This is a genomic window from Vibrio mediterranei (genome assembly GCF_900088415.1).
Classification (GTDB): Bacteria; Pseudomonadota; Gammaproteobacteria; order Enterobacterales; family Vibrionaceae; genus Vibrio; species Vibrio mediterranei.
The window spans coordinates 148,424-166,034 of the sequence record NZ_FLLQ01000007.1 but is presented as its reverse complement, the minus strand read 5'-3'; the positions used below and the strand labels follow the sequence as shown (position 1 = coordinate 166,034).

Below are 17,611 nucleotides of genomic sequence, written 5' to 3'. Positions count from 1 at the left end.
TAATGGTTTAAGTATGTTCATAGATTAAATATAGAAACAAAACTAAATCGTATCTGGATATATATTCTGGATAGGGTTCTCTTTAATTATATTTCTTATCTTTTTGATCGCTAATTAAATATTAGATAAGAAATGAATATATTAGGTAAATTAAAATGGAAAACTTCAAACATCTACCAGAACCGTTCCGTATTCGCGTTGTTGAGCCAGTAAAACGTACTACGCGTGAGTACCGTGAAGAAGCAATTATTAAAGCGGGTATGAACCCATTCCTACTAGATAGTGAAGATGTATTTATTGATCTACTAACAGACAGTGGTACAGGTTCAATTACTCAAGATATGCAAGCAGCAATGCTACGCGGTGATGAAGCATACAGTGGTAGCCGCAGCTATTACGCTTTAGCTAACGCAGTAAAAGACATCTTTGGTTATGAACTGACCATTCCGACTCACCAAGGTCGTGGTGCTGAACAGATCTACATCCCTGTACTAATTAAAAAGCGTGAAAAAGAGAAAGGTTTGGACCGTTCAAAGATGGTAGCACTGTCTAACTACTTCTTTGATACTACACAAGGTCACACTCAAGTGAACTGCTGCGTAGCTAAGAACGTTTATACAAAAGACGCGTTTGATACAGCAGTAAATGCAGACTTTAAAGGTAACTTTGACTTAGAGAAGTTAGAAGAAGCTATCATTGAAGCTGGCCCAGCTAACGTGCCTTACATCGTAAGTACAATCACGTGTAACTCTGCGGGTGGTCAGCCAGTCTCTATCGCGAACTTAAAAGCGGTATATGAAATCGCACAAAAATACGATATTCCGGTCATTATGGACTCTGCTCGCTATGCTGAAAACGCATACTTTGTCCAGCAACGTGAACCTGGATATAAAGATTGGACTATTGAAGAGATCACTCGTGAGTCTTACAAGTATGCTGATGGCCTAGCAATGTCTGCGAAGAAAGACGCAATGGTTCAAATGGGCGGCTTATTGTGCTTCAAAGATGAATCTTTCATGGATGTATATACTGACTGTCGTACTCTATGTGTGGTTCAAGAAGGTTTCCCTACATACGGTGGCCTAGAAGGTGGCGCAATGGAGCGTCTAGCAGTAGGTCTGTACGACGGTATGCGTCAAGACTGGTTAGAGTACCGCATTAACCAAATCCAATACCTAGTCGATGGCCTAGAAGCTATAGGCGTCGTCTGTCAGCAAGCGGGTGGTCACGCAGCGTTCGTTGATGCAGGTAAATTGCTACCTCATATTCCAGCAGACCAATTCCCTGCACACGCTCTTGCTTGTGAGCTTTATAAAGTAGCTGGCATTCGTGCAGTGGAAATCGGTTCACTACTTCTAGGTCGCGATCCTGCAACTGGCAAACAGCATCCATGTCCAGCTGAATTGCTTCGCTTAACAATTCCACGTGCTACTTATACTCAAACGCATATGGATTACGTTATTGAAGCATTTGAGAAAGTGAAAGAGAACGCGCATAAAGTGAAAGGATTGGATTTCACTTATGAGCCCGAAGTTTTACGTCACTTTACTGCTCGATTAAAAGAAGTTGAACCCGTAGTTAATCCAGCAGAAGCGAAAGTGCTCGAAGAAGCATAACCACTTCAGAGCGCAGTCATTTGGCTGCGCTCTTTTTCTCTAGCAATACAAAAAATAAAAGCAGAGAAGTAGGGGAGTCTCCCTAATCTAATAACGTGAATTTGATGAGAACAGAATGATGAAAAAGAATCCGTCTCTGATAGGTGGTGCCTGTATTATAGCGAGTGTCTGTGTAGGCGCTGGTATGTTGGGCCTACCAAGTGCAGGTGCTGGCGCCTGGACTATTTGGTCGATGTTGGCCATCGCAATAACTATGGTGGTCATGACAATTTCTGGTTGGATGCTATTGGAAGCATTCAAACACTACGAATTAAAAGTGTCTTTTGACACAGTTACAAAGGACTTATTAGGCGATAAGATTAATCTTATTAACAACATTACAGTGTATTTCGTGGGTGGTATTTTACTCTACGCCTACATTACTTCTTCAGGACTTATATTACAGGATGTACTCGGTCTTAATGCTAAAATCGCATCCGTTCTTTTTGTCTTGATTTTTTCTGCGTTTGTTTGGCATTCAACCCGTGCGGTAGACCGAATTTCGGTTGTGCTAATTGCTTTCATGATTCTAAGCTTTGTGTTTGGTGTATCGGGCTTGGCTGTGAAAGTAAATATGGCGGTACTTTTCGATACCATTAGTGAAGAGAATGCTTATGCGCCATACGCCATGGCAATGTTGCCTGTAGCACTGACCTCATTTGGATACCATCACTCAGTGTCTTCAATGCGCGCTTATTACGGTGAAGAGACAAAAGCCAAATACGCCATTCTAGGCGGTACTGTTATCGCACTTAGTCTTTATTTCCTATGGCTATTTAGTATTTTCGGCAATCTTCCTAGAGCAAACTTCGGCCCAGTTATCGAGCAGGGTGGTAATGTAGATGCATTGCTAAAAGCTCTTGGCTCAGTAATTGAGTCAGATAAAGTCGCGAACGCAATCAATACTTTCTCAATGGCAGCAATTTTGTCTTCATTTATTGGTGTTGGTCTGGGTGTTTTTGATTTCCTTGCAGATTTCTTTAAGTTCGAAGATACAAAACAAGGTCGCACCAAAACATGGCTCGTTACCTTCCTACCGCCACTTGTTATGTCTCTGCTATTCCCATTTGGTTTCGTGATCGCTATTGGCTACGCGGGTGCTGCGGCAACGGTATGGGCATGTATCATCCCGGCATTATTGGCGAAGAAAACACGCGAAGTGCATGCAGGCGCTGATGGATTTAAAGCACCTGGCGGTCAGGTGATGATTACTCTAGTGATTACTTTTGGTGTCCTGACTGCGGTGTTCCACATCCTTTCTATGATGGGTCTGTTGCCGACATTTGTTGGCTAAACCTTAAACAACTATTCGCAGCTAGCTTGTGCTTGCAAAAGACGAGCTAGCTTAACCAGATAAAAACAAGAGGAGACAACTATGACTGCAATAGCTACAAATAACGCACCAGCTGCTATTGGCCCTTATGTTCAAGGCGTTACATTTGGTGATATGGTTATTACTTCAGGGCAGTTGCCAATTGACCCCGAAACTAAGGCAATGGTTGAAGATGTGGCGGAGCAGGCAACTCAGTCGTTAACCAATGCATTGGCTATCGTCAAGGAAGCTGGCTTGGAAGCAAGTAATATTGTAAAAACGACAGTGTTTGTCAAAGACCTCAACGATTTTGCTTTAGTCAATGCTGCTTATGAAGCGTTCTTTAATGCTCACAATGCTCCTTTCCCCGCAAGGTCTTGTGTAGAAGTCGCGCGTCTTCCTATGGATGCAAAAGTAGAGATCGAGGTAATAGCGGTTAGAAAAGGCTAGTGATATAAGAAATAAGTTCTGGGGGCGCCGCTAGATTATGGCGCCTCATAGTGAGCTTTTCTGCTCAGTCCCAAGTTTTCAGATTAAATTAATCATGTGGTTGAGTGAAGCGAATATGTTATTTGCTCTGCCAAGTTTTACTGATCCATCCCCCTATGCTCTCATCAAAGTAATTTCCACTGAATTCTTGTTTATATTCAACGACATTATCCGCTTGTGGCCTTTCATCTAATAGATGGTTTATGTAGACCGCCATAGGATCATCGAACTGGTCGCGGCGTTTTTTCTCAGCTACTTCCTTGATGATTTGCATGCGATATGCCTTGCTCATTTTCTTCATGTTTTACCTCCTTTGCCGTGAGCGGTTTATCAAACATAGGAGTAAATTTGAAGCTGGTCAAATAATGAGCGGTGTTTTATAGCATTCCATATGAAATGATGTTAGCCGCGAGATTTGAGAGGTGTTTGAGTCGATGAAACTCGTTCGTTAAAGAATGTGAAGTGTAAAGCAATGAAAATAGAGCGTAACAATTGGAATTGTTATGATAGACTTAAATGAAAACAATAATCATTAAGAGAAAATCATGAAAAAGCCACGTCCTAAGACTCTCAAAGTCACTAAAGTGCATCCACTTTCTCCTAACATGCTACGTATTTCTTTTTATTCAGAAGAACTGAAGGCCTTTCCATCGGATAGTGTCGGTGGCTATATTAAGTTCTTGTTTAATGAACATGGCGGTACAGATATCACCGGGCTTTCGGAAGATAATCGCCCCAAATTGCGTACCTATACCATAAGAAGCCTTAATGTCGACTCAGGTGAAATGGATGTCGATTTCGTTACTCATATTACTGAAGACAAGTTGTGCGGATTTGGTGCACGCTGGGCGAGTTCTGCGAAAGAGGGCGATATGATATCCATCATGGGGCCAGGAACTCTTCAAGATGTTGATACTAGTAAAGACTGGTTTTTCTTCAATGCAGACATGACTTCTTTACCAGCGTTAGCGGTTAAGCTAAAAATGCTCCCAAGCGATGCAAAAGGATATGCTGTGATTCAAATAGAAGACAGCGCTGATGAACAAATATTGGACATCCCAGAGGGCATCAGACTGATTTGGACCACTGACTCTTTGTCTAAAACATCAGAGGACTTAGATTGGTTAACAGGCTCACCTTTCGTTTGGTGTGCTTGTGAATTTGATGAAATGAGAGCACTTCGCCGTTATTTCCGCAACGAAAAAGAGATTCCACGTCAAGACATCTATATCAGTAGCTATTGGAAGCGAGGGGTGGCAGAAGATGGTCACAAAGTGATTAAAAAGCAAGATCACGAAGAGTTTGAGTCCAACTAGCCACTATATTCCCTAGTAATGCATTAATGAGAGGGATGGTGTTGAGTTAACCATTCCTTTTCTTGATTGAATGCGAAAAATAAGCTCGACCTTAGTCAGGTTCTTTTACGACTAAGGTTGGCATCATACCTTGTATTAATTCTACTTAAGTCACACTTTTCCTTATATATTCTGTCAATTATTTTTCCTAGCAGATTAAGTCTCTGTTTGTTACACTTCTGCGCATAAAAAATAACAACACAATTACATCCCCAAAACAGCTCCTTATCTCTTGTACCCTACATTCAAGAGTAACGAGCCTTTAACTTATAGAGGTCCCCCAGTTACTATGAGTAATAGCAACATCTCGCAAACTGAAATTCACCAGAATCAGTGGCAACTAAACCAAACACTCGCTGAGTCCATGCTACCTATCTTAGGTCGACTGTATAGAGAGAAGGGCGTTGAAATACTGTTGTTCGGCAAAACTCTCGTCAACGCAACGACTATCGACATTATTAAAACTCATCGCGTATCACGCCACTATTCCCCTCAAGCCATCAACATTGTTCAAACTGCTCCTCTCATCGAAAAACTATCTCAATTAAATCTGTCTCCATGCTGCATCGATATCGGCCAACTAGCTCAACAGTATTGGGCGAATAACGATAATGAACAAAACATCGATGATTTCTTAATGACAGCATTAGTTGAGAGCATTGAGAGCAATGCTGCTCTTGAGTCTCGTGATGTCGTCTTATATGGCTTTGGTCGTATTGGTCGTCTACTAACTCGTATCTTGGTCGAGAAGAGTGGCCCAGGTTACCCACTGACTCTTAGAGCGATTGTAGTTCGTGGTGGGCGTGACGGTGACTTACAAAAACGTGCGAGCCTTTTGCGTCGTGACTCTGTGCACGGCCAGTTCAATGGCAGCATAGTAGTTGATGAAGAGAATAAAGCGCTGATTGTCAACGGTAATTATATTCAAATTATCTATGCCAACAGCCCTGCTGACGTGGACTATACCGAATACGGAATCAACAATGCACTGGTTGTCGATAATACTGGCGTGTGGCGTGATGCTGAAGGTTTAGGTCAGCACGTAGCGTGCAATGGCGCAAACAAAGTGTTACTGACTGCTCCGGGTAAGGGTGACATTAAAAATATCGTATTTGGTGTGAACCATGAGTCGATTCTCGAGGGGGATACTATTGTATCGGCAGCGAGCTGTACGACCAACGCGATTACTCCGACTTTAAAAGCGGTCAATGATAAGTATGGCATTATTTCGGGCCACATTGAGACGGTTCACTCATACACGAATGATCAAAACCTTATTGATAACTATCATAAAGGTGACCGTCGCGGACGTTCTGCTTCTTTGAATATGGTTTTAACATCAACGGGTGCAGCAAAAGCTGTTGCCAAAGCGCTTCCGGAGTTGGCAGGCAAACTAAGTGGTAACGCTATTCGTGTCCCAACACCTAATGTCTCGATGGCGGTGGCGAACTTAAATCTTGAAAAAGAAACCTCAAAAGATGAGCTTAATGCGTACTTGCGTGAAATCTCTCTTACCTCATCTCTATCGGCACAAATAGACTATACCGATTCAACAGAGATTGTTTCGACTGATTTAGTTGGTGCTCGTCATCCAGGTATCGTAGACGGCCAAGCGACAATCGCACAAGATAATCGCTGCGTATTGTACATCTGGTACGACAATGAATTTGGCTACAGTTGCCAAGTTGTACATTGCATGGAACAGATGATGGGCGTGAAATACAAAACCTACCCAGCTGTTGTGTAAATCCGACATTCACTGCTAGATATTGCCGTCATCGCTAGGTGACGGCTTTTTTATGCCTAAAGTTTTATCTTTGCCTGACTCTATGGCTTGAGGGAACAAAGCGTAATTATCTCACTCTGGGAACGCAACGCTGCTGACTTGAGTGTGGTGTATACTGAGCGCAGGAGCTATTGTGCTAAATCTGCAATGAATGATTGTTTTCTACTTACACTAGTTTGCAGTTTTCCTTTGATCCATTGATTAAACAAACTGAAGTCAGAATGTACCGGCCAGAAAAGGGAGGCAACGACTTTTTTGCCAAAGAAATCGGGGTGGTCGGTAATTACTTTTAGTTTGCTGTCTTTCATGTTTTTGTCGATAAGGAACTCAGGCAAAAACGCAATGCCACGTTGAGCTTTGCACAGATCGATAATAGTTCCTAAGTCATCAAGCCTCCATAAGTTGTATGAGGCTATGTTTGAGAGATTGAGTAACTCCTCAATGCCATCCATTAACAGCACTCGTTGGGAGGGATGACTTTTAACGGATTTTAAGTCTTCATGAGCGACCCACCAACAGTTAACGTGAAATAGTTCGTCTATGTTAAAGTCATTATCAGTCTTGTGATAAGGATTCCCTAACGCAAGATCTATTTTCCCCTCGTTAATGTAGTTACCCAAAACGAAACTTGGTTTAGTAACAACGACCAAATCGACGTTGGGAAATGCTTCAGAGAAGTCCAACAGAGTTTTCTTCACTTCTTTATTGAACACCAAAGGGTCAATACCCACACGGTAGACAATTTGCTCTGATATATTCATTTGCTTCGCGGTTGTAATCAACTCACGATACTTCGACACAACCGGTGTCGATAAATGGAACAAGCGTTTCCCTTTTTCAGTCAACCAGACTTTAGAGTGTTGTCTGTTAAATAAATTGAAGCCTAAGTCTGACTCTAGATTCTGAACAGCAGTGCTAACAGTAGATTGGGATTTACCAAGCTTACGAGCAGCGGAGCTAAATGAACCTTCGTCAACTACAGCTACGAACGAAACAATATTTTCGAATTGTAGTTTCATGATTCAACCAACCTTTATAAAGCAAGCAGATTATAATTATGTAAATTGTATATTTGCAACACAATAGCGTGATGATACTAGTATTTCAACTCGTTTTATAAAGCATTAGTAATTAATAATATTAACGTATGGGTGGATATATTCCTATATTGCATAAATTATCATCGCATCTATCTCTTTTTGTGCTAAGAATAATTATATCCAACAATAAAGTAATGGCTCTATTAATGATCTATATCTCACAGTACGAAATATGTTATCTGTACTTAAGTATGTAATAAAAGTATAACAATTCTTCTTAAGTGTATGTTATATAAGTGTTTGTATGTTTTTTGTGTTGTTGTTTGATTTCTCATTTTGAACATTGTTTGTTAAGCCTATCGACTGCATCGATAGGGGGTATTTTTCGTTGAATGTAACTATTAATTAGAATGAGCAAGCTTTTGTAAATCGACCTTAAAGGAAGTTAAAATGATTACCAAACTATATGTAAAAACAGGCTTGTTTTTATCACAATTTAAAAATGATCAACGCGGTGTAACTGCAATTGAGTATGGATTGATTGGTGTAGCTATGGCTGTAGCGTTGAGCGTCGCGCTAAGCACTTCGGGCTCTGACGGATTTATCAATGAGCTAAAACTGGCTTTTACTAAGATTGGTGACACGATCGAAACGTCTACAAAGTAATCATCAATACTTGCATTATCCTTAAGTGGATTATTGTAGACAATATCTCTAGATATCTACGCCAGACCTATGAGCTTCATTGGTCTGGCGCAAGTTATTAAGTATATCTAGTGTGTATCGGTTGATGTAAAACTTACTAAATCAAACAAAAATAATAGTTCGAGTAATATAATGTATTTATTGGTATTGGCAATAATGTGTTTAGTTGTCACTATTACTGACTTTCGTTACAGAACAATACACAACTCCATATTGTTTATATTACTCTTAGTACAGTTGTTTTTGTCGCCGATAGATATTCATATAACGACCTTTTTGTTGGTTTTAACTATGGGGCTGTTAATTTATGCACTTATATGGATTGGCGCCGGTGATATTAAATACGCTGCTATTTTGTCACTGACGATTCCGCTTAATCTTCTACCTTGGGCATATGTTATTACGGGCTTTGTTGGGGGGATTATTGCTGTAATCTACTGGTTAAGCCAAAAATTATTAAGCAACTCATGTCATAACCAAGAAGGTATCCCTTATGGGATAGCAATTAGTGTCGGATTTTATTTAGTCATTTTTACACAAAGTGCGCTGCATATTTAAATCTCGAAGAGTGGGAAAATTATGAGATCTCGACTGGTATTACTTGTCGCTGTTGTAGCGTTGGTAGTAGGGGCGTTAGGCGTTGTCGACTTATTCAAAAGTAAACCTCAACCGACTACTGTCACTGAAGTGACGGAAAACAAAGATGAAGAGCATGTTGCTGTTTGGATGACCACAGAAGCATTCGAAAAGGGTCATGCAATCACTGCTCAAGGGGCGGTAAAAAAGCAGTTACCTCTAAGTGAGGCGCTAAGCCTTGGCGTTCGAGAAGACGCGAAAATTAGTTTTTCACCATCTGTGCTATTAAACCGAAGTCTCACACCGGGGGAGATCGTTCTACCTGAATATCAAGTTTCCCCAGGTCAATCGGGGTATATCGACTTGCTGGTCACTGAGGGAATGACGTTATATCCACTCGAAGTGAGTGATAAAAACCTTATCAATGATTACATTCGCCCCGGTTCGTTCATTGATGTTCTAACCGTGAGTTCGCCTAACGATAATTTAGCTGGAAATGTTGATAAGCCAAAACGCTTCAGAGGAGTGAAAGCCTCAATGTTTCTCAAACATGTCAAAGTACTTAACGTGGGTGATGACAAAGGCGATAACAGCTCCGTTACCGCTCGGTCTCCCACCAAGGAAGATGGGCTTACTACCGTGGTGATCGAAGTAAAGCCTGATGACTTAGCAAAGCTTGCGTTAGCGCAACGAACCATGCATATCGAAATCTATCGAAGCCAAACCTATAAGCAGCCGGAATACGCGGAAGTACGTAACATTATTGACAATTATACAGGGATTGAAGAGTTACGTGGTAACGAGATAAATCCTAGAGAGGCCTTGTAATGATCATGCAACATCGACTCAAGCAAGCACTGTGGGTTTACATTACATCCTTGCTCATAGGCTTACTTTGGGTGAAACACGCTTACGCAGCGGATCGCTCAATTACTCTTAACGATGGCCAGCATATTCAATTGAAAATGCCTATTGGTAAGGTTTTTATAAGTAATCCTGCCATCGCAGACTACAAAATTATCAATGACAACACGCTTGTGGTGTTTGCCAATAGTGTCGGGCAATCAAGGCTTATTGTATATGGGACAAACAATGATGTTCTGCTTTCAGACCGCATTATTGTTGATCTAGATTTAACCGAGGTACGCCGCCAGCTTAAGTTCCATTTTCCCGACGCGAAGGTCAAGGTTCAGTCGGTAGGTGAGCAGGTTGCTGTTAGTGGTGTAGTGGACTCGGAGCAAACTCGAGACGATATCTACCGTTTGGTGGCGACGCTTCTGGGACGTAAAAAAACTGAGAAGTGGGATAAAACACAGAAAATGAAATTCAAATCTGACTCGTTGGAGCTTGAAGAGCCAGAAAGCATGGTTTTTGCCCGCAATATGACTTGGGACGGGATTCTTGAACGTATTGAGGTCGCTACTACCCAACAGGTTAACGTCAAAATATCCGTTGCTCAGGTAACTGAATCGTTTGGGAAAACGGTCGGTGTAGACTGGAGCTCAGTGGGATCAAGTGTGGGAGAGTTTGTCTTTGACCAATTTGATGCCGCAAATCTTAGTACGCTTATCACTGCATTAGGTAATGACAGCATTGCTGAAGTGCTCGCTGAACCGAATCTAACCGTGTTATCTGGAGAATCGGCGAGTTTCCTCGTCGGTGGAGAAGTTCCCGTAATAGTGTCAACAAGCAACAATGTGAACATTACGTTTAAAGAGTTTGGTATCAAGCTCGACCTAACCGCAAAGGTGCTCAGCCAAGACAAAATTCGTATGCAGCTTTCTCCGGAAGTTAGTGAAGTGGAAAGTTATGTTGAAGCGGCTGGCGTCAAGGTACCTCAGTTAGCGTCCAGACGAGCTATGACAACGGTTGAGTTAGCGGATGGTGACAGCTTCATTTTAGGTGGGCTGATGAGTAGTAGTGACCTAGAAAAAATGCAGAAAATCCCATTTATCGGTGATGTGCCCGTACTCGGTGCTGCGTTTCGAAAAGCAACCACTCAACGAAAACGAACCGAACTCATCATTGTTGCTACCGTGAACTTGGTAGAGCCTATGAAGCCAAAAGATATCCAACTGCCATACATTAAGAAAACGTCGACCTTGGCGCGTTGGCTAAATGTTGACTCAGATGGAAAGCATGTAGCGTCTTCAGATGCCACTATTCGTCTGTTATCGCAAGGAGGATTCATTCAATGAAGAAGCTAATCATAATTGTTTTCCTTGTTTCAACTTTATTAGGCTGTGCTTCCGAACGCTACTTTGGTGGGAATGGTGCAGAGGCTATTACCTATCAAGAACATCATAGTTTCGACTTTGCAATTAAGAATTATGATGAAACGGCTAAACAAATCAGCGCATTGGTAAAGGACATTGAGTCGACCGATAAAGAGGCGACTTACGTTGTCGATTATAGAAACACTCGCAGCAAAAAGATGTTAGAGAAGATCTTTGACCAGTATCCGTCTCACAAAGTGGCACCGCAACGAGTGGAGTTCAAACACGTTCACACCATGCGTAATGATCTCAATATTCAAGTCACGTTAACTCGACTGAAAACGCAACAATGCGCACCCGCGCAGATACAACACCAGATTGGACAGCCTGACTGTTTTGTTGAGTCAATGCGTTTGAAGCAAGTGTCCTACAAGTCTCGATTGGTAGGAGAATAAGATGTTTGACCTTACTAAAGCACTAACCACAAAGGCAAAGCCGGTTCCGAAAACACCAACAGGGGTTGCGGGTTGTACATTGTTTTATCAATCGCAGGAGTGTTTGAATCTTGTACAGGAAGTGTTCCGATTTGAAGGCTGGAATGATCCAGCATGTGTGAAAACCACGGCTGGACTGACGAAGCTAACTGAACAGCAAAGTAGTCACATCGTTATTCTTGAGCTTAATGAATCGAACAATGTCGTAGAAGATGCTAAAGCGTTTGCTAGCAAGTTGCCTACTCATAAAGGTGTGATAGTTATTGGTAAAGAAGATGCTATCTCTACTTTACGTTCACTTAAAGACATGGGCTTTTACTATGTTTTTTGGCCAGTGAACAAGCAAGAATTTGCTGATTTCTTAACTCACGTGAGCAAGAACCTCAAGACCTTTTCTGGGGTTAGCCAAAAGCGAAAAGCTAAGCGCGTGGCTGTAGTCGGCTCCAAAGGTGGTGTAGGTGCATCATTTTTGGCGACAGAACTGAGTTCTCTACTTTCTACTCATGGGACCGACACCATCCTTGTGGATCACCAATACTCCGGTACCAATATAGATGTTTTGCTCGCTCTCAAGGATTTTAAGCCTCGAGCGATTGACGAGTTCACTGCACCTTTGCATGAGATGGATGAAGAGGGGGCGCTAAGTTATCTGTTTAGCGCTAGAAAAAACCTTCGCTTGTTGGCCATTGATGGTGATATGAATCAAAACGATATTCTCACCTACAACCAGACGCTTTGTGAGTTACTAGCACGAAATACCAACTTTATTATTGAAGACTTCTCCGGAAGCGTCGATTTTAAAGTGGAACCTCAGTTGCTCGTTGAAAACTTCGACGTCGTCGTATTGGTACTAGACGCCTCGGTATCATCGGTCCGTAGTGCAAAGCGACTGTTTGAGAAAGTCGCTAACTTACAACTCACGCTATCTTCGCGTACGCGCGTTATTACGGTGGTGAACTATCATCGACCTGAAAATGCATATGTGCTGCAAAGGCCAGATCTTAAGAAGTATTTAGGTGCGGATATCGACTTGGAAGTGGCCTACTGTAAGTCATTGTCTCATATCATTATTGACGGCAAACGTGGACACAAACACGACCGCCACATCAGTCGTTCTATAGAGCAACTGGTGAAACTAATTAATGGTCAGCCAGTGGATACTAAAGGCATGGGTTCTTGGTTAAAGAAGGTGCGCGCTAAATGAGTTCTAACAAAGACTTATATCTCGCATTTCGTGGTCAGATTTTTGAAGCCTTGGACGCAGAAGCGGTTCAGAAAATGAGTCGTCGAGACCTAGAGTCTCAAATACAAAGTGCGGTGGATCTTCTTGCTAATAGCTATCAAAGACCTATCACATCTATGATGAAGTCAGGCTTAGTAAAGAGCCTAATGGATGAGTTGTTTGGTCTAGGTCCTTTGCAGCCTTTGGTAGAGGATCAGTCGATTACCGACATTATGGTGAACGGTCCTAACAACATCTTTTTTGAAAGACACGGTAAAGTGCAAAAGTCTGAGGTGACGTTTGTTAACGAAGAGCAGGTGTTGGCGATTGCAAAACGTATTGCATCGCGTGTCGGGCGTCGCGTTGATGAACTTTCTCCTACGGTTGATGCCAGGCTAGAAGATGGCAGTCGTGTAAATATTGTTATTCCTCCGATAGCACTAGATGGCACGTCTATTTCAATACGTAAATTCCGCGAGCAGAACATTGGTTTTGAGGATTTGATTGGTTTTGGCTCTATGTCTTTAGACATGGCGCGTGTGCTGATGATTGCTTCTCGTTGTCGAATCAACGTGTTGATTTCTGGTGGTACGGGCTCAGGTAAAACCACCTTACTCAATGCCTTGTCTCAGTACATTGCTGAAGATGAACGCATCATCACCATAGAAGACGCCGCTGAACTGCGCCTTCAACAGCCTAACTTAGTTCGATTGGAAACAAGAACTTCGAGTATTGAGCAAACCGGAGCCGTCACGCAACGCGACTTGGTGATCAACGCACTTCGTATGAGACCAGATCGTATTATTCTCGGTGAGTGTCGTGGCTCGGAAGCGTTTGAAATGCTACAAGCGATGAACACGGGACACGACGGTTCGATGTCAACGTTGCACGCCAACACACCACGCGATGCTATTGCTCGTGTTGAATCCATGGTTATGATGGCGAACTTAAATCAGCCTTTGGATGCTATTAGGAGAACCATAGTCAGTGCGGTTCAAATGGTGGTACAGGTTAACCGTTTACGTGACGGTTCTCGTAAAGTTACCAGCATTTCAGAGATTGTCGGGCTTGAAGGCGACAGCGTGGTGATGGAAGAAATTTACCGCTTTCGCTATGACGATGCGCATTACGGCGAGGCAGTGAAGGGTGATTTCGTCACTAACGGTATTATGCAGCGTTCGGAACTGGTGAAAAAAGCACAGTTTTTCGGGCTATATGATGACTTAATGGCATCGTTTAAGGGGCTATAACATGCTTTGGTTGTCGTTAGTCCTTTTTGCCTTAGTCGTTATTCTTTTGAGAGACTCTAAAGTCAAAAAAGTCGATCAGTTTTTCAATATAGAAGAAGCTGAAGCGGAGAACTTAAATGCTATTAACGTTAAATCTTTGGTGAGAAAGCAGAATTGGCAGAAATTTAAGGAGTCGATTTCACCGACGCTTACCATCTTGGGACCACGTTCTTCGCTGTATATAGCTCTTTATATTACAGGCAGCATTATCGCGTCGTGGTATATCGTTATTGAATTATTATCCATGACCAATTCTTGGTTGGTGCTCAGTCTTTCTCTCATTTTCACTGTTTTCGGTTATCGCTTTTTGGTGGGAAGACGGCGACGTGATTTTGAAAATACCTTTCCTGATGCTCTGAATATTCTGATGAGCGCAGTAACGGCGGGTGATAGCTTGATGCAAGCAATTAGTTATGTCGGTGAAGCAATGAACAATCCGATAGGCCGTGAATTTAAGTTAATGGGCGATCGGTTGAAGTTGGGCGAATCACCGGAAGTCGTCTTGCAGCGTTCTTGTAAAAATTACCCTTATCCAGAGTTTTTATTTTTCACAGTGACCATTAGGGCAAACATTGCTCGTGGAGGACAACTCAAAGGAGTATTAGCTCGCCTTATAAGAGTATTGGTTGATTCTAGGACGCTAGAGAAAAAGAAAATGGCCATGACTTCAGAAGCGAGGATTTCTGCGAAAATCGTCGCGGCTATTCCGCTTATCTTTACCGTTATTCTAAACTACGTAAACCCAGCGAATGTCGACTTTGTGTTAAATGATCCTCAAGGTCAGTACGTCCTGTTTTACGTCCTTGGTAGCGAACTCATCGGCTTGTCTATTGTTTGGCTACTGGTAAGGGGAGTGCGCGCATGATGTTATTGATGGCGCTTATCGTCCTATTTGTTTCCCTGTTATTTCTGATTTTTGAGTCTTTGCGAGCGGAGCAGAGGCGCAAGAAGGTAGAGGACTATATTGGCGGGCAGACTTTAAATTCTTCTTCTCGTGTTAATCGCTTTTTTGTTCGGTTTGGTAAAGAGCACCGACATGAGCTTGAGCAGAAGCTTATCGAAGCAGGTTATTACAACACTGAGTGGGCAAGATTTTACTTCCCAGCCAAGTTAGCGGTACTCGCCGTGTTGTCGGTTTTAGTTTTAGTGACAGATATGACGGCCAGCAACAAGTTATTAGCTGTGGTGATGTCTCTTGTCGCGGTAATTGTCGTTCCTGACATGCTTTTGCAGATGCGACGGAAGATGCTCATTGGAAAAACATCCGCTCAGCTCCCTTATTTACTGGACATGATGTCAGTGTGTGTTCAAACCGGTATGACCATCGAAGCAGCATTGATCTATTTAGGTAAAGAGCTTGCAGAATTTGATTCTGATCTCTGCTATCAGGTTAAGCGCACTTCGGATTCCGCCAAAATACATGGTTTAGAAAAAGCACTGAATGACCTCAGTGATCGCATACCTACGCCTGCAGTGCGAAGTTTTGTACTGACTATTATTCAAAATCTGCAATACGGCACTTCCGTGGCGCAGGTACTGAGTGATTTGGCAGAAGATATGCGAAAAGTACAAATTCTAACTGTGGAAGAGAAAGTGGGTAAATTGTCCGCAAAAATGAGTATCCCATTGATTTTGTTCATTATGTTTCCCATCGTGATTCTTATTCTCGCACCGGGAATTATGCAAATGTCCATAAATATAGGAGGGTAACGGGTGATCAGAAAACCGTTCTATATCGTCTTAGTTTTACTGATTTCATTAGTCGGATGTCAGTCAGCTCCATCTCCAGAGAGTGACCAACAAGACGAAATTGCCAGTATGGAGAAGGTGAAAAACTATGATGGTTTGATTAGTTACTACAAGTCTGAGTTAGAAAAAGGATCGAAAGATCCTCAAATCAAAGAAAAGTTGGCTTGGGCCTACTTTCATAAAGGTGACCTAGAATCTGCCGATTTTTACGTCCAGCACTTACAGAAAGAAGGTGTCAAAAATCCAAGTTTGTACCAGTTAGAGGGGCAGGTTTTTGACGCTAAAAACGACACTGATAATGCAATTGGTGCCTATTTAGACTCTATTAAATCGGGTAATCAATCTGGTCAAGTTCATGTCTTGTTGGGCGTATCGTATACCAAGGCTGGGAGCTACAAACAAGCCTACAAGCAGTTGAATGAAGCAAGGTTACGTGGTTATGACGACGTTGTCATTAAGAACAATCTAGCGATGATTCATATGGCAACTGGTGATTACCAAAAGGCGGTAGAAATGCTCACTCCAATTCTCAAAGAAAACCCGAGTAATAAGATCGTAAAAGCAAACTTAGCCATTGCACTTATGAAAGTGCAGCAGGTGGATGCTGCGAGAAAACTGTTAAAAGGTGAGTTTTCTGCCCAAGAATTGCGTGATATTAGCGCCGAACTCACTCAGTACCGGAGTTAACAATGAATCGCCTGTACAAGCAAAAAGGAGTTACAACGGTTGAATTTGCTTTGGGAGCCATCGTACTCATCTTCGCTACATTTGCTATTTTCGAATCGAGTTACCAGATCTACGTCGTCAATATGACCGAGTATTCGCTGAGAGAAACGATTAGGAACACCAAAATCTATGAAGGAAAGAGCATCAATCAGCAATACGAAGCGAAGTTTAAGGCACTTATCGAAGACGATAAAAACTTATGGCACTTCTTAATCGATAGCTCGAGATTTTCTATAGATGGCAAGTACTTCAAAACCTATGACGATTTCATTGCTAACCGAGGGCATTCGAGCCAAGGGTTGAATTTCAACTATGATTTGGCAGAAATCACAGTCACTTATCATTACTCTCCAATGCTCAAGTTTTGGGGAACGTCTGATAGCACCATCTCTCGTACTATGGTACTCAATTTAGAACATGAGGGGTGGAAAGATGACGCTCCATAACCACGGTATATGTTCCAGACATCGCCAAAAAGGAGCTTTCGCAATCGAATTGGCGTTCGTCATGATGGCTCTGTGTGCTGTCTATCTCTTTTCAACAGACTTGAGTCATCAGCTTCTTGTTCGAGCCAAGTTGGATCGCTCGAGCTTCGCGCTCGCCAACGTAATCAAAGAACGTACTCGCTATTTTGATGCCGATGTTGCTGCTGGAAAGAATCTAGCAGTAACCAGCTCTGATCTAGTCAACCTTACTCAAGTTGCGAGTCGGATGCTAAATACAGCGCCCGAAAACGTAGCACTTAAAATTGAATCGCTGACCAATAAAACGACCGTGGTTGGGTTTACTAGTAACAAATTTAATAGCTTAAATTGTCAGACTGACTTACTCCAAGATCACGCTGATTTAGCTCCTGTGGAAAAAGGGGTTATCTATCCGCTGTATCGAGTGAGCATATGTCAGCAACAACATTCTTGGTTTGAACCCTTTATAAATGGCGGTACCAGTACCACCGTCAAAATTGTTTCATCCTCAATACTGCCCGGGAGATAGTGTA

19 protein-coding genes are annotated in these 17,611 nt (G+C 42.3%); 17 read left to right on the top strand and 2 right to left on the bottom strand.

Features of this window, described 5'->3' with window-relative positions; all coding sequences use genetic code 11:
• The first annotated feature begins 155 nt into the window (after positions 1–155).
• From tnaA to VME0621_RS19475, 3 genes are all read left to right on the top strand, one after another.
• On the top strand, positions 156–1,616 hold the full coding sequence (tnaA, locus tag VME0621_RS19485) for a tryptophanase (protein ID WP_006070744.1): 1,461 nt from the start codon (positions 156–158) through the stop codon (positions 1,614–1,616).
• 118 nt (positions 1,617–1,734) lie between these two features.
• A complete protein-coding gene (locus VME0621_RS19480; RefSeq protein ID WP_006070743.1) occupies positions 1,735–2,949 on the top strand; it encodes an aromatic amino acid transporter in 1,215 nt (404 codons plus the stop codon).
• An 81-nt stretch (positions 2,950–3,030) separates the two neighbouring features.
• Positions 3,031–3,417 carry a RidA family protein gene (locus VME0621_RS19475; RefSeq protein ID WP_031494818.1) on the top strand — a complete coding sequence of 129 codons (387 nt, stop codon included), beginning with the start codon at positions 3,031–3,033 and terminating at the stop codon, positions 3,415–3,417.
• A 118-nt stretch (positions 3,418–3,535) separates the two neighbouring features.
• Here the strand turns inward: VME0621_RS19475 and VME0621_RS19470 are convergent, their stop codons facing one another.
• Positions 3,536–3,757, bottom strand: a complete 222-nt coding sequence (locus tag VME0621_RS19470; protein ID WP_006070741.1) for a hypothetical protein — start codon at positions 3,755–3,757, stop codon at positions 3,536–3,538.
• A 241-nt stretch (positions 3,758–3,998) separates the two neighbouring features.
• On the opposite strand from VME0621_RS19470, the gene VME0621_RS19465 reads away from it, so the two are divergent.
• On the top strand, positions 3,999–4,772 hold the full coding sequence (locus VME0621_RS19465) for a siderophore-interacting protein (RefSeq protein WP_172427887.1): 774 nt from the start codon (positions 3,999–4,001) through the stop codon (positions 4,770–4,772).
• 328 nt (positions 4,773–5,100) lie between these two features.
• Complete coding sequence (locus VME0621_RS19460; protein WP_062459506.1) at positions 5,101–6,558, top strand: glyceraldehyde-3-phosphate dehydrogenase; 1,458 nt, start codon at positions 5,101–5,103, stop codon at positions 6,556–6,558.
• 167 nt (positions 6,559–6,725) lie between these two features.
• Here VME0621_RS19460 and VME0621_RS19455 read toward each other — a convergent pair whose 3' ends face one another.
• Positions 6,726–7,616: a LysR family transcriptional regulator gene (locus tag VME0621_RS19455; RefSeq protein ID WP_006070738.1), complete on the bottom strand. Its 891-nt coding sequence runs from the start codon at positions 7,614–7,616 to the stop codon at positions 6,726–6,728.
• Between the two features lie 471 nt (positions 7,617–8,087).
• On the opposite strand from VME0621_RS19455, the gene VME0621_RS19450 reads away from it, so the two are divergent.
• The 12 genes from VME0621_RS19450 (at position 8,088) to tadF (ending at position 17,607) form a co-directional block, all read left to right on the top strand.
• Positions 8,088–8,303 carry a Flp family type IVb pilin gene (locus VME0621_RS19450; RefSeq protein WP_062459509.1) on the top strand — a complete coding sequence of 72 codons (216 nt, stop codon included), beginning with the start codon at positions 8,088–8,090 and terminating at the stop codon, positions 8,301–8,303.
• A gap of 171 nt (positions 8,304–8,474) precedes the next feature.
• The gene (locus VME0621_RS19445; RefSeq protein WP_062459512.1) at positions 8,475–8,900 is read left to right on the top strand and encodes an A24 family peptidase; all 426 of its coding nucleotides are present in this window, start codon (positions 8,475–8,477) and stop codon (positions 8,898–8,900) included.
• Positions 8,901–8,921: 21 nt separating this feature from the next.
• Positions 8,922–9,746 (top strand): Flp pilus assembly protein CpaB, encoded by an 825-nt coding sequence (gene cpaB / locus VME0621_RS19440; RefSeq protein ID WP_062459515.1) that lies wholly within the window; start codon positions 8,922–8,924, stop codon positions 9,744–9,746.
• Positions 9,746–11,116 carry a type II and III secretion system protein family protein gene (locus VME0621_RS19435; protein WP_062459518.1) on the top strand — a complete coding sequence of 457 codons (1,371 nt, stop codon included), beginning with the start codon at positions 9,746–9,748 and terminating at the stop codon, positions 11,114–11,116. The genes cpaB and VME0621_RS19435 overlap by 1 nt, the downstream gene beginning before the upstream one ends.
• On the top strand, positions 11,113–11,589 hold the full coding sequence (locus VME0621_RS19430; RefSeq protein ID WP_062459521.1) for a hypothetical protein: 477 nt from the start codon (positions 11,113–11,115) through the stop codon (positions 11,587–11,589). The genes VME0621_RS19435 and VME0621_RS19430 overlap by 4 nt, the downstream gene beginning before the upstream one ends.
• A 1-nt stretch (position 11,590) precedes the next feature.
• Positions 11,591–12,832, top strand: coding sequence for a CpaE/TadZ family protein (locus VME0621_RS19425; RefSeq protein WP_062459524.1), 1,242 nt, complete (start codon positions 11,591–11,593; stop codon positions 12,830–12,832).
• Positions 12,829–14,100, top strand: a complete 1,272-nt coding sequence (locus VME0621_RS19420; RefSeq protein WP_006070730.1) for a TadA family conjugal transfer-associated ATPase — start codon at positions 12,829–12,831, stop codon at positions 14,098–14,100. Before VME0621_RS19425 ends, VME0621_RS19420 begins: the two co-directional genes overlap by 4 nt.
• Position 14,101: 1 nt before the next feature.
• Complete coding sequence (locus VME0621_RS19415) at positions 14,102–15,004, top strand: type II secretion system F family protein (protein ID WP_062459526.1); 903 nt, start codon at positions 14,102–14,104, stop codon at positions 15,002–15,004.
• Positions 15,001–15,849: a type II secretion system F family protein gene (locus VME0621_RS19410; RefSeq protein WP_062459528.1), complete on the top strand. Its 849-nt coding sequence runs from the start codon at positions 15,001–15,003 to the stop codon at positions 15,847–15,849. Before VME0621_RS19415 ends, VME0621_RS19410 begins: the two co-directional genes overlap by 4 nt.
• Before the next feature lie 3 nt (positions 15,850–15,852).
• Positions 15,853–16,575 (top strand): tetratricopeptide repeat protein, encoded by a 723-nt coding sequence (locus VME0621_RS19405; RefSeq protein WP_062459531.1) that lies wholly within the window; start codon positions 15,853–15,855, stop codon positions 16,573–16,575.
• Between the two features lie 2 nt (positions 16,576–16,577).
• The gene (locus VME0621_RS19400; protein WP_062459534.1) at positions 16,578–17,060 is read left to right on the top strand and encodes a TadE/TadG family type IV pilus assembly protein; all 483 of its coding nucleotides are present in this window, start codon (positions 16,578–16,580) and stop codon (positions 17,058–17,060) included.
• Complete coding sequence (tadF, locus tag VME0621_RS19395; protein ID WP_062459537.1) at positions 17,047–17,607, top strand: tight adherence pilus pseudopilin TadF; 561 nt, start codon at positions 17,047–17,049, stop codon at positions 17,605–17,607. The genes VME0621_RS19400 and tadF overlap by 14 nt, the downstream gene beginning before the upstream one ends.
• Positions 17,608–17,611: the final 4 nt, after the last annotated feature.